14 protein-coding genes are annotated in these 12,602 nt (G+C 65.8%); 9 read left to right on the plus strand and 5 right to left on the minus strand.

Features of this window, described 5'->3' with window-relative positions; translation table 11 throughout:
* Nucleotides 1-3 precede the first annotated feature (3 nt).
* The 4 genes from F816_RS0103660 to F816_RS0103675 form a co-directional block, all read right to left on the minus strand.
* Nucleotides 4-210 carry a hypothetical protein gene (locus tag F816_RS0103660; protein ID WP_019593594.1) on the minus strand — a complete coding sequence of 69 codons (207 nt, stop codon included), beginning with the start codon at nt 208-210 and terminating at the stop codon, nt 4-6.
* Between the two features lie 42 nt (nt 211-252).
* On the minus strand, nt 253-471 hold the full coding sequence (locus F816_RS0103665) for a hypothetical protein (protein WP_018938746.1): 219 nt from the start codon (nt 469-471) through the stop codon (nt 253-255).
* A 595-nt stretch (nt 472-1,066) separates the two neighbouring features.
* Nucleotides 1,067-4,372: an efflux RND transporter permease subunit gene (locus F816_RS0103670; RefSeq protein WP_019593595.1), complete on the minus strand. Its 3,306-nt coding sequence runs from the start codon at nt 4,370-4,372 to the stop codon at nt 1,067-1,069.
* A complete protein-coding gene (locus F816_RS0103675) occupies nt 4,369-5,394 on the minus strand; it encodes an efflux RND transporter periplasmic adaptor subunit (RefSeq protein WP_019593596.1) in 1,026 nt (341 codons plus the stop codon). The genes F816_RS0103670 and F816_RS0103675 overlap by 4 nt, the downstream gene beginning before the upstream one ends.
* A gap of 286 nt (nt 5,395-5,680) precedes the next feature.
* On the opposite strand from F816_RS0103675, the gene F816_RS0103680 reads away from it, so the two are divergent.
* The 9 genes from F816_RS0103680 to F816_RS0103715 all read left to right on the plus strand — a co-directional run bounded on the left by F816_RS0103680 (nt 5,681) and on the right by F816_RS0103715 (nt 12,294).
* A complete protein-coding gene (locus F816_RS0103680; protein WP_019593597.1) occupies nt 5,681-6,022 on the plus strand; it encodes a phenylpyruvate tautomerase MIF-related protein in 342 nt (113 codons plus the stop codon).
* 34 nt (nt 6,023-6,056) lie between these two features.
* Nucleotides 6,057-7,769, plus strand: a complete 1,713-nt coding sequence (locus tag F816_RS0103685) for a proline--tRNA ligase (protein WP_019593598.1) — start codon at nt 6,057-6,059, stop codon at nt 7,767-7,769.
* Between the two features lie 344 nt (nt 7,770-8,113).
* Nucleotides 8,114-8,398: a type II toxin-antitoxin system RelE/ParE family toxin gene (locus F816_RS0103690; RefSeq protein ID WP_019593599.1), complete on the plus strand. Its 285-nt coding sequence runs from the start codon at nt 8,114-8,116 to the stop codon at nt 8,396-8,398.
* 20 nt (nt 8,399-8,418) lie between these two features.
* A complete protein-coding gene (locus F816_RS0103695) occupies nt 8,419-8,718 on the plus strand; it encodes a HigA family addiction module antitoxin (protein WP_018649772.1) in 300 nt (99 codons plus the stop codon).
* Nucleotides 8,719-8,797: 79 nt separating this feature from the next.
* Nucleotides 8,798-10,660, plus strand: coding sequence for an SLC13 family permease (locus tag F816_RS0103700; RefSeq protein WP_019593600.1), 1,863 nt, complete (start codon nt 8,798-8,800; stop codon nt 10,658-10,660).
* A 72-nt stretch (nt 10,661-10,732) separates the two neighbouring features.
* On the plus strand, nt 10,733-10,915 hold the full coding sequence (locus F816_RS0103705; protein WP_019593601.1) for a type II toxin-antitoxin system RelE/ParE family toxin: 183 nt from the start codon (nt 10,733-10,735) through the stop codon (nt 10,913-10,915).
* Between the two features lie 233 nt (nt 10,916-11,148).
* Nucleotides 11,149-11,295 (plus strand): type II toxin-antitoxin system RelE/ParE family toxin, encoded by a 147-nt coding sequence (locus F816_RS14840; protein WP_231363380.1) that lies wholly within the window; start codon nt 11,149-11,151, stop codon nt 11,293-11,295.
* The gene (locus F816_RS0103710; protein WP_019593602.1) at nt 11,295-11,600 is read left to right on the plus strand and encodes a HigA family addiction module antitoxin; all 306 of its coding nucleotides are present in this window, start codon (nt 11,295-11,297) and stop codon (nt 11,598-11,600) included. The genes F816_RS14840 and F816_RS0103710 overlap by 1 nt, the downstream gene beginning before the upstream one ends.
* A gap of 88 nt (nt 11,601-11,688) precedes the next feature.
* The gene (locus tag F816_RS0103715) at nt 11,689-12,294 is read left to right on the plus strand and encodes a hypothetical protein (protein ID WP_019593603.1); all 606 of its coding nucleotides are present in this window, start codon (nt 11,689-11,691) and stop codon (nt 12,292-12,294) included.
* A gap of 12 nt (nt 12,295-12,306) precedes the next feature.
* Here F816_RS0103715 and F816_RS0103720 read toward each other — a convergent pair whose 3' ends face one another.
* Entirely contained in the window at nt 12,307-12,597 is a 291-nt protein-coding gene (locus F816_RS0103720) for an acylphosphatase (protein ID WP_019593604.1), read from the minus strand.
* Nucleotides 12,598-12,602: the final 5 nt, after the last annotated feature.

Genomic DNA, 12,602 nt, shown 5'->3' on the forward strand with positions numbered 1-12,602 from the left:
GGGTCAGTTCGGCGGACCGCCCGGATTGATGTCCTTGTCCTTCACGATGAAGTAGACCCCGATGGCGGCCAGACCCATCCACATGAGCAGCGCGAACACCCCGAGGATCTCCCAGAGCGTCACGAAGAAAAACAGCATGATGGCGGCAGCACCAAGGAAGATATTGCCGATCACGAAATTGGACGGCCGGCGGGATTCATTGTCGGGCATGGACGGCTCCGGTTCAGGCGCCTGGAGCGACGCCAGTGAACGCTACTGTTTCTTGTAGGGGGTAAAGTCGAACTCCCCGGCGGTCATGTCGTCCCACAGATCGCTCTGCAGTACGGCCAGCAGCTTGAACAGCTTGCGCAATTCGGGGTCATCCATGAAGCGCTGGTCCTCGCTGGCTTTCAGCACCTCGACCAGGGTGGCGCACTGCTCACGGCTGATCCCGAGGACATTCAGGCCGTTCTCTCCCATCTCGACATCCATCGAGCGACTCCCATTCGGTTAGATGGCGCCGATTGTAGCCGGTCGCGCACCGATGGCGAAAACGCCGGACTCCGGCCACGTTATTGCGAGGCCCCGCAGGGGCCGTGGCAACCTCGTGACGGACCCCCGACGTTCGACCGGGCCGGCGCCGGGGTCGGCCATGGAGATCGCCACGTCGCTACGCTCCTCGCGATGACGGTACCTACTACCCCCGTCATTGCGAGGCCCCGAAGGGGCCATGGCACAAAAGCGCGAAGCGCGTTGAACGGCCGCAGGCCGGCCCGAAGGGCGAGCGCAGCGAGTAACCTCCGGACGAAACCCCCGACGTTCGTCCCCGCCGGCGTCCGGGTCGCCCACGGAGATCGCCACGTCGCTACGCTCCTCGCGATGACGGTACCCGCTACCCCCGTCGTTGCGAGGCCCCGAAGGGGCCGTGGCACAAAAGCGCGAAGCGCGTTGAACGGCCGCAGGCCGGCCCGAAGGGCGAGCGCAGCGATAATCTCCCAACGAAACCCCCGACGTCCGACCGGGCTGACGCCGGGGCCGCCCACGGAGATCGCCACGTCGCTGCGCTCCTCGCGATGACCGGTATGGCTTACGCCGTCTGAGCGCGGATCAGGTCGACCCGGGTGCGCACGTACAGGTAGTACAGCACCGGGATGATCACCAGCGTCAGCAGCGTAGAGACAAACACGCCGAAGATCAGCGAGATCGCCAGGCCGGAGAAGATCGGGTCGTCGAGAATAAACCCGGCCCCAACCATCGCCGCCAGGCCGGTCAGCACGATCGGCTTGGCGCGCACCGCGCCGGCGTGCACCACCGCGTCGATCACGTCGACACCGCGACGGATCTCCTCGTTGATGAAGTCCACCAGCAGGATGGAGTTGCGCACGATGATCCCGGCCAGCGCGATCATTCCGATCATCGAGGTCGCGGTGAACTTGGCGTCCATGAAGAAGGCATCCATGAAGGCATGCCCCGGCATCACCCCGATCACGGTCAGCGGGATCGGCGCCATGATGATCAGCGGCACCATGTACGAGCGGAACTGCGCCACCACCAGCAGATAGATCAGGAGCAGCCCCACCGAGTAGGCGATCCCCATGTCGCGGAAGGTCTCGTAGGTCACCTGCCACTCGCCGTCCCACTTGAGCGAGAAGTTATAGGGGTTGTCCGGCTGGCTGATGAACAGCTGTTCCAGCGGCTCATCATAGGCCATGGGCTGGCCGCGCAGGCCGAAGAACATGTCGAACATGCCGTACAGCGGGCTATCCAGCCCGCCGGCCAGGTCGCCCATCACGTAGACCACCGGCAGCAGGTTCTTGTGATGAATCGAGTGCTCGAGGGTCGAGTCGACCACGTTGACGACCTCGGACAGTGGCACCAGCGTGCCGTCGCGCGAACGCACCTTGAGCCCCAGGACCGGGTCCAGGCTGCCCTTCTCGGCCTGATCGAACTCCAGGCGCACGGGCACCGCGTACTTCACGTTAGAGCCGTACAGGTAGGTCACGTCCTCGCCCGACAGGGCAGTCTCGATCGCCTGCACAACCGCCTGCTGCGATACACCCAGGCGCGCGGCGCGTTCGCGGTCGACCTGCAGGATCTTCTTCTGCCCCGGATACTCGACCGAGTCATCGATATCGGTAAGGCCATCGGTGTTCTCGAAACGCTCGCGCACCTGCCGGGCGATCTCGATCTGGCCGCCATAGTCCGGTCCGTAGATCTCGGCGACGATCGGCGACATCACCGGCGGCCCCGGCGGGACCTCGACCACCTTGACGGCCGCGCCATGTCGATCGGCGATCGCGTTGATCGCCTCACGCACGCCCAGAGCCACCGCGTGACTCTTGCGATCGCGCTCGTAGGAATCGACCAGGTTCACCTGAATGTCGCCGACATGCGAGCCCTCGCGCAGGTAGTACTGGCGCACCAGACCGTTGAAGTTGATCGGCGCCGCGGTGCCCGCGTAGGTCTGCACGTTGTGCACCTCGGGGACCGTCTTCAGGTAGTCGCCCATCTCCGCCAGCACGCGGGAGGTGCGCTCCAGACTGGTACCTTCCGGCATATCCAGCACCACCTGGAACTCCGACTTGTCGTCGAACGGCAGCATCTTCATGACCACCAGCTGGAAGTACGCCAGCGACACCGAGGCCAGGATCAACACCAGGGTGCCCAACCACAGCGCGAGGCGAGCGGTCTTCTTGCGGCCGCCAGTGCCAAGGAAGGGCAGCAGCAGGGTGTTGAAGATCTTCATCAGCCCGGCCGAGGCGCTCTCATTCTCAGCGCTGTGGCCGCCGCTGGCGGGCGCCGCGTGCTCGTGCTTCTCGGCCTGGCGCCGCAGGACCTTGTAGGTCAGCCACGGTGTGACCACGTAGGCCACCGCCAGCGAGATGATCATCCCCATCGAGGCGTTGATCGGGATCGGGCTCATGTACGGGCCCATCAGGCCGGTCACGAAGGCCATCGGCAACAACGCCGCAATCACGGCAAAGGTCGCGAGGATCGTGGGGCCGCCCACCTCGTCCACCGCCAGCGGAATCGCCTCGATGAACTTCTTGCCGCCCTTGGCCATGTGCCGGTGGATGTTCTCGACCACGACGATGGCATCATCCACCAGTATCCCGATGGAGAAGATCAGCGCGAACAGCGACACCCGGTTGAGCGTGAAGCCGTAGGCCCAGGAGGCAAACAGCGTGATCGCCAGGGTGATCACCACCGCCACGCCAACGATAAACGCCTCGCGCCAGCCAAGCGCGATCCACACCAGGATAACCACCGACGCGGTGGCCAGAATCAGCTTCTGGATCAGCGTGTTGGCCTTGTCGTCCGCGGTCTGGCCGTAATTGCGGGTAATGGTCGTCTCGATACCGTCCGGGATGTAGGTCCCGCGCAACTGCTCCAGCCGCTCGACCAGGGCATCGGCGATATCCGGGGCATTGGTCCCCGGCTGCTTGGCGATCGCCACCGTGACCGCCGGATGGCTATCACCCAGGCGCGCGCGATCCCCCGCGGCGGCGCCATGGGCAAAGCGCACATGCTCTGTGGCATAGGCCGGACCCTGCACCACCTCGGCAACATCCGACAGGTAGATCGGGCGATCCTCGTGCATCCCGACCACCAGGCTGGCGAAGGCCTCGGGCTCGGTGATGAAGTCGCCAGCCTGGACCAGGATTTCCTGGTCGTCCTGGTACAGCCGGCCTGCATCGCGCGAGAAGTTCGAGGCCTGAAGGCTGTCGCGCAGGTCATCCACCGACAGGTTGTGGGCGGCCAGGGTCTCCGGCTTGAAACGCACATGCACCACGTGATCAGGCCCACCGACGGTGTAGATGTCGCGGGTGCCCGGTACGCGCTTGAGCTCGGCCTCGATGCCATGTGCCACGCGCAGCAGGTCATGTCCGCCGCGCTCGGGGTCCTCGGTCCACAGGGTCACGTTGACGATCGGCACGTCGTCGATCCCCATCGGCTTGATGATCGGCTCGCCGACCCCCAGACCCTGGGGCAGCCAGTCCTGGTTGGAGAAGACCTGGTTGTACAGGCGCACCAGGGCCGCGGTGCGATCCTCGCCGACCTCGAACTGGATGGTGATCTGCGCCATGTTCGGGCGCGAGGTCGAATAGATGTCATCGATACCCTCGATCTCCGAGAGCACCTGTTCGGCCGGCGTGGCAACCAGCTGGGCCACCTCCTGCGCGCTCGCCCCCGGGAACGGGATGAACACGTCGGCCATGGTCACGTTGATCTGCGGCTCTTCCTCGCGCGGCGTGACCAGGATCGCGAACAACCCCAGCAGCAGACCGATCAGGGCCAGCAGCGGGGTGATCTGGGTAGTCAGGAAGGCCTTGGCAATGCGCCCGGAGATCCCCATGCGCTCGGACGCCCCCTCCGTGCCGGCATCGCTCATCGGTTCACCTGCTGATGTTCCTTCAGATAGATCTGCGCATGCACCGGATCCAGCGCCACGCGTTCATCGTCGTCCAGGCCGCCGAGGATCTCGATCATGCCGTCATGCTGGCGCCCGACCCGCACCTGGCGGAAGGCAACCCGATCATCCTCATCGACGACGTACACGGCGATGACCTCGCTGCGATAGACCACAGCCTCCACCGGCACCAGCAGGCGCTCAACGTCCTCCACCACGAAGGCCGTCTTCACGAACATGCCGGGGAACAGGCCGAGGTCCTGCTGCTCCGGCAGGTTCACGCGAATCCGGAAGGTGGAGCTGGCCGGATCGGCATAGGGGAAGATCGTCAGACTCTCGGCCGCCACGCGGTCCCCGTTCAGCAGGACCTCGGCACTGCGCCGCTCGCGCACGTTGTGGATCAAGCGCTGCGGCACATCCACGGCAACGCGCAACTGGTCCAGGCTGATCCCGGACAACAGCGGCGAGCCCGGGCTGACCGACTCACCGACCTCGACATGACGCTCGGTGACGATCCCGGAGTACGGCGCATACACCTCGGTGTAGCCGAGCTGCTCGCGGGCCTCCTCGACCCGGCCTTCGGCCGAGCGCAGGCGGGCACGCGCCGACCCCAACGCGGCCTCGGCGCGGTCGAACTCGGAGCGCGAGACCACCCCCCGCTCGAACACATCCTCAATCCGGTTGAACTCCGAACGCGCCTCGTTGAAGCGGGCGCGGGCGTCGGCCAGATCGCCCTCCGCCTGGCTCACACGAGCCTGCTGCTCGGTATCACTGACCCGAACCAGGAGCTCGTCGACCTCGACGAAGTCATCCACGTCCACGTAGATCTCGCGGATGCGCCCGGACGTCTGGGCGGAGATCGTGGACCGCTGCACCGCCTCGACGCGGCCATCCAGGATGCGTTCCTGGGCAATGATCTGGCGTTCCGCGGTGGCCGTGTCGAACGGCAGCTCCGCCTGGGCCGCAAACGGCAACAGCAGCAGGGCCCACAGGGTGTGGCGCATCCGGATTCGTGTCATGGGGTCTTTCCTTGCTTGGTGAGGTCGCCGGGGATGGGCCGTCTCGCACTCGTCCCGGCTCCATATATTAGCTTTTTCTAATTTATTATTTCCTGATGCTGAACGCAATCCGGATGCATCCTCCCGCGACCGGTCCGCTTCCTCGCAGCGAGTATAGCCACCCTGACAAGGGTTTCACCCACCCCGGCGACTCGCCGGGACGCTGCAGCGCACCCGCGCTCCCCGTATCATGGCGACCGATCCGGGAACCACACAAGATCTGGAGGACGCCATGCCGCTGCTGCGAGTCGAGACCAATACCGCCCTGCCGGACGATGCCGCCGGCCTCAGCCAGCGCCTGTCCGCGCAGGTCGCCGACTGGCTGGGCAAGCCCGAGGGCTACGTGATGGTGGCCTGCACGCATCACCCGGCCATGTGCTTTGGCGGCAGTACCGATGCGCTCGCCTACTGCGAGCTCAAGAGCATCGGCCTGCCCGAAGGCCTGACCCGCGAGCTGTCGCGCAAGCTGTGCGACGCCCTGCAGGCAGAGCTGGGTATCGAACCCGCTCGCGTGTACATCGAATTCGCCGACGCCCCGCGCCACTTCTGGGGCACCAACGGCACCACGTTCTGAACCCTTTCCAGCCATCAACCACGGACTGCACCCGATGCGCGTCTCGCAATTCCCGCTGAACACCCTGAAGGAAACCCCGGCCGACGCCGAGATCATCTCCCATCAGCTGATGCTGCGTGCCGGCTACATCCGCCGGCTGGCCTCCGGGCTGTACACCTGGCTGCCACTGGGGCTGCGCGTGCTGCGCCGGGTCGAGGGCATCGTGCGCGAGGAAATGAACCGCGCCGGCGCGCTGGAAGTGCTGATGCCGGCGGTGCAGCCCGCCGAGTTGTGGCAGGAATCCGGCCGCTGGGACTTCTACGGCGCCGAACTGCTGCGCCTGAAGGACCGCCACGACCGGGACTTCTGCTTCGGCCCGACCCACGAGGAGGTGATCACCGACCTGGTACGCCGCGAGGTCCGCAGCTACCGCCAGCTCCCGATCAACTACTACCAGATCCAGACCAAGTTCCGCGACGAGCGCCGCCCGCGCTTCGGGATCATGCGCGCGCGCGAGTTCCTGATGAAGGATGCCTATTCCTTCCATATCGACGGTGACTCGCTGGCCGATACCTATCGCCAGATGCACGCGGCCTACACCCGCATCTTCGAGCGCTGCGGGCTGGACTTCCGCGCCGTGGAGGCGGACACCGGCGCGATCGGCGGCAATGCCTCGCACGAATTCCACGTGCTGGCCAGCTCCGGCGAAGACGCCATCGCCTTCTCCCCGGCCGGCTTCGCTGCCAACGTCGAGCTGGCCCCCTGCCCGCAGCCGGGCCCGGCCCCGGCGCCCGGCGCGGCGATGACAAAGATCGCCACGCCCAACGTGCACACCATCGACGAACTGGCGAGCTTCCTGAACATCCCGACCGAGCAGACGGTAAAGACCCTGGTGGTCGCCGCCTCCGATGACATTGACGCCGACCTGGTGGCGATCGTGCTGCGCGGCGATCACGAGCTGAACGCGGTCAAGGCCGAGAAACACCCCTGGATCGCCGAACCGCTGCGTATGGCCGAGGCGGCCGAGATCCGCGCCGCGTTCGGCGCCGACCCCGGCTCGCTGGGCCCGGTGGGCAGCCCGATCCCGGTGCTGGCCGACCAGACCATGCTCGGCATGGCCGACTTCGTGGTCGGCGCCAACGCGGACGGCCATCACCTGACCGGCGTCAACTGGGGCCGCGACCTGCCACAGCCGGAGAGCGCGGACCTGCGCAACATCACCGAGGGCGAGCCGGCGCCGGACGGCTCCGGGGCGATCGAGATTCGCCGCGGCATCGAGGTCGGCCACATCTTCCAGCTCGGCGACAAGTACAGCCAGGCCCTGGGCGCCCGCGTGCTGGACGAGGACGGCCGCGAACAGGTCGTGACCATGGGCTGCTATGGCATCGGCGTCTCGCGCGTCGTCGCGGCGGCCATCGAGCAGAACTCCGACGAACGCGGCATCTGCTGGCCCACCGCCATCGCGCCCTTCGACATCGCGCTGTGCCCGATCGGCGCGAAGAAATCCCAGCGCGTGCGCGAGGCAGCGGAGAAACTCCACGACGACCTGCAGGCGGCCGGCTTCGAGGTCCTGCTGGACGACCGCGGACAGCGCCCCGGCGTGATGTTCGCCGACATGGAGCTGATCGGCATCCCGCACCGCATCGTCATCGGCGAACGCGGCCTGGACGCCGGCGAACTCGAGTACCAGGACCGCCGCGCCCCCGAGGCCGAACACCTGCCGCTCGACAACCTGCTCGACACCCTGCGCGAACGCCTGCGGGGCTAGGGTCGGCCAAAAATACGTGGGCCTTGCGGACTATTAACGCACCGCGTTAATGTCAATGCATGATCAGGAGCTACCCAGGGAGGCGCTGAGCAATGTACGCGCTCGCGTTGGTGCTCCATTTTTTCCGAGACCAGGCGCGGCGTGCAGCCCGGTAGTGGTTCTACCGGCAATCGGCGCAACGCAGGATCGGGAAAAATGGGGCACCAACCCCACTAGCTATTGAACGACGGGGCTCGGCCGATTTTGCCCGCTGACCGCGTTGCGGTTCCCTTGTGCAGAATGGCTGCACAGCAGTCACCGCGCCTTGTCAGCACGCAAAATCGACTCGAGCGCGAGCGCGTACATTGCTCAGCGTCTCCCTCGGCAAGGAAGCCGAACGCGTGGCGCAGGGCGAGTCATGTCGCCGAATATCGGCCGATATCGTACGCCGCGCGCGGATGCGGCTGGCCCGCATCCATGCCGCCACCCAACTGGACGACCTGAAGGTTCCGCCGTCGCACCACCTGGAACGGCTCAAGGGAAACCGGGCGGGCCAGTACAGCATCCGCATCAACGCGCAATGGCGGATCTGTTTTGAATGGCACGACGGCCATGCGTACAACGTCGAGATCGTGGACTATCACCGATAGGCGGGACGCCGGAGGCGACCATGAATCATGAAAATTCGCATAACCCGATCCATCCAGGGGACCACTTGGCCGAATTCCTGGAAGAGACAGGGATCAGCCAGTACCGCCTGGCGCTGGATATCAGCGTCCCACCCCGCCGGATCAACGAGATCGTTCGCGGCAAGCGCGCCATCACCGCCGACACAGCCCTTCGTCTGGGCCGATACTTCGGCACCTCGCCCGAGTTCTGGATGAATCTTCAGGACCACTACGAGCTGGCGTGCGCTCAACAGGCGCTGGGCAATCGGCTCGACCAGGAAGTTCGCCCGCACGTCGCCTGAGCGAAGGCAGCGGCCGCGCCATGCACTCCCATGAAACATTGAACAGGAACCGCGTCGTGCGCGGCGGTCGCTAACTGCAGTGGAAAACATAAGCTTCACGCTGGAGATGGGGATCGTGTTCGGCCTGCTGGGGCTGACGATCCTACTGTTCGTGACCGAGGTGATCCGGATCGACCTGGCGGCGCTGAGTGTGCTGTTCCTGCTGGGGATGGTCGCGCTGGTGCCGGGGGTCGCGCCGATCGTCGAGGGCGAGGCGCTCTTCTCCGGCTTTGCCTCGAACGCGGTGATCGCGATCATCGCGGTGATGATCATCGGTACGGGGCTGGACCGCTCCGGAGTAATGAACCGCCTGGCGGACCTGATCCTGCGGTTTGGCGGGAAGACGGAACGCCGGGTTATGGCAACCACCTCGGGCGCCGTGGGCATCGTGACCAGCTTCATGCAGAACATCGGCGCGGCCGCTCTGTTCATGCCGGTGATCAACCGCATTGGTGCCGCCGCCCGCATCCCGCGCTCGCGCCTCCTGATGCCGATGGGCTTCGCCGCGATCGTCGGGGGCACGCTCACGCTGGTCGCCTCCAGCCCGTTGATCCTGCTCAACGACCTGCTGCCCAGGGATGTCGAGGGCTTTGGCCTCTTCGACGTGACGCCCATCGGGCTGGCTCTGCTCGCCACCCTGATCCTGTACTTCGCGGTGCTCGGGAAATGGGTTCTGCCCGCCCGCGATCCGCAGACGGAAGACCCGGACGAGAGCCGGGTGCAAACCACCTCCGCCTGGTTCCGCGAGGTCTATGGCATGGACTTCGGCGTGCGCGAGGCACGCCTGGGCGAGGACAGCTCGCTGGCCGGACGCACGGTGGGCGATTTCGAGGCAGCCTTTGGCGTACACGTCGTCGGCGTGACCAGCGATGACGAGACCCGCATCGAGCCCAACCGCGACGTGGAACTGAAGCGCGGGGCACACCTGGCCATCCTCGGACCGGTCACCACCATCGAGAAGACCTGCGACAGTACCGGGACCGTCCTCAAGGACGAGCTGGATGTGTTTGCGCGCGTGCTGTCGGCCCGCCATGGCGGGATCGCCGAGGTCATCGTGCCGCCCGGCTCCGACCTGATCGGACAGACCGTGCGCGACAAGGGCATGCGCCGCACCTACGGCATCTCGGTCCTGCGCATCCAGCGCGGCGACGACCTGATCATCGAGGAGGTCCCGGACACCCCGCTGAAGGCCGGTGACACGCTGGTGGTGCATACGCCATGGGAGCACCTGCAGGCGCTGGAGGACAACCGTGACTTCGTGGTGGTGACCAGCCGCTATCCGCGGCGCAAGCAGGAGGCCTCGAAGACCCACCGGCCGCTGGCTGCGCTCGGGTCGCTCGCGCTGGGACTGGGGCTCGTGCTGTTCACCGACCTGCCGCTGGCGCTGGCCCTGCTGGGCGGCGCACTGGGGATGATTTTCAGCGGCGTCATCAGCATGGACGAGGCCTATCGCGGCATCAGCTGGAAGACGGTGTTTCTGCTGGCATCGCTGATCCCGCTGGGGCTTGCGGTGGAGAATTCCGGGGCTGGCGAGTGGATCGCCACCAACGGCATGCAGCAGCTGCACGGGATGCCGGTCTGGGTACTGCAGGTCGCGGTGTTCCTGCTGACCACCTTCTTCACCCTGGTCATGTCCAACGTCGGCGCAACCGTGCTGCTGGTCCCGCTGGCGGTCAGCTTCGCGAGCGTCGCCCAGGGCATGGGCATCGATGCCGATCCACGGGTCTTCGCACTGATTGTCGCGATCGCCGCCTCCAACTCGTTCATCCTGCCCACCCACCAGGTCAACGCCCTGATCATGGACCCCGGCGGCTACCGCGTAGCCGACTACCTGCGCGCCGGCTCGCTGATGACCGTGCTCTTCATGGTCGTCTCGCTGCTCGTAATCAACCTGATCTTCTAGACAGACCCGATCAGCGAGACGCCGGCGCTCGGAATCATTGTTGCGCGTTGCGCAAACCGCTACACTCGAACCATGATCAAGACGATCCGCCACAAGGGACTGAAGCGGTTCTATCAATCCGGCTCCACAGCCGGAATACAGGATCGGCATGCGAAGCGGCTACGAATGCTGTTGATCGCCCTGGAGACCGCTACCGTCATCGACGACATGGATGTTCCTGGCTTTCGGCTGCACAAGCTCCTAGGGAAACACTGATTAATGTACACGCTCGCGCTCGAGTCGCTTTGGCGTGCGAACAAGGCGCGGTGACTGCCGTGCAGTCATTCTGCACAAGGGAGCCGCAACGCCGTGCGCACGCCAAAGCGGCCGAGCCCCGTCGTTCAATAGCTTGTGGGGTTGGCACCCCAGGTTCCCCGATCCTGCGTTGCGCCGATTGCGGGTAGAACCACTACCCGCTGCACGACGCGCCTTGTCTCGGAAAACCTGGGGTGCCAACGCGAGCGTGTTCATTAATCAGTGTTTCCCTAGGACTCGATCCACCACGCTGGTCGATCAGTGTCAGCGGCAACTGGCGATTGACGTTCGAGTTTCGTGATGGCCAAGCGTATCTGCTGGATTACGAGGACTACCACTGATGGAAAGCACCGCCCACATGCACAATCCTCCGCATCCCGGCGAGTTCATCCGCGAGGTGTATCTGGAGCCTTTCAACCTCAGCGCCCGTCGGCTGGCCGAGCGGCTCGACGTGGCCCCGTCGACGCTGGGACGGATCCTGAAGGGATCGAGCGGCATCACCCCAGAAATGGCCCTGCGACTATCGAAGGCGTTGGGACGAACGGCTGAAAGCTGGCTCGCGATGCAGGATGCGCACGATCTCTGGTGCGCTCGCAAGCGGGTCGATCTTGACCCGGTCCAACCCATCCGCTTCGACGCCGCCTGACCTCGGGACCCTCGACATGCGTTCGGTTCAGGGAAAGTACAGCAGGCATCGCCGAGACTGACTGTCCGACCAACCGAGACCCCCGATCATGCGCAACCTGCCTTCCCTTGCAGTCATCTTGCTGCCGCTTCTCTTGCTCATCGCCTGCAGCCCGCGGATCTACGGGGTAAGCGAGGAACAGTGGGACACGATGGGCGAGGCCGAGCGTGTCGAGGCCATCCGCGCCTGGGAATCGGTGCAGAAGGCGCGCGAGGTCCGCCTGCAGGCGGAGGCCGAGCAGGAGGCGGCGCTGGCGGCCGAACGCACAGCGCAGATCGCCGCCATCCGCAGCGGCGAGGCCGGCCTGCCCGGGGATCTGATCCGTGTGAGCCTGCGCGGTGGAACCCTGCGGATCGGCGGCCGCGACCGGGCGTTGGAACCGACGTCCTTCACCCTCGCCAGTGGCGAGGTCCGCACCATCGAGGTCCACTCCGAACGCCATCGCAGCGAACTTGAGGTTGCCTTCGATGACGGCCTGCTGCTGATCGATCTGCCGCGCCATTCCCGCACCGGGGCCGCGCGTCTGCCCTGGGACGGCGCCTGGATGCAGGGGGCCGAGTCCCGCATTCGTTCGGACGGGCCACACCGGCTGCGCGACGTGCGTGCCTTCGTCCAGGTCATTCCGCCACCGGGCCGCCCGCTGCGGCGCTACTGACGCGCCATCGGGTCAACCGGTGGAGAAGTCTCCCGGCGCCGGGTCGGGCGGCGGCAACTCCTCGGCCTCCACCGCGTCGACCCGCGCCATACGCGGGCCGTCCGCCAGCCACTCCTCCAGCGCGTCCAGTGCCTTGCGCGGACCCACGGCCAGCACCTCCACGCTGCCGTCCGGTTCGTTGCGGGCATAACCGGTCAGGCGCAGGCGTTTCGCCTCGTCGCGGGTAGACGCGCGGAAGAACACGCCCTGTACCTGGCCGCTCACACGCCAGCGGCGGGCATGGTTATCATTGGTCTCCGTCATTTGTT

Origin of the sequence: Thioalkalivibrio sp. ALM2T (genome assembly GCF_000381505.1) — a bacterium.
GTDB classification, from domain to species: Bacteria; Pseudomonadota; Gammaproteobacteria; order Ectothiorhodospirales; family Ectothiorhodospiraceae; genus Thioalkalivibrio; species Thioalkalivibrio versutus.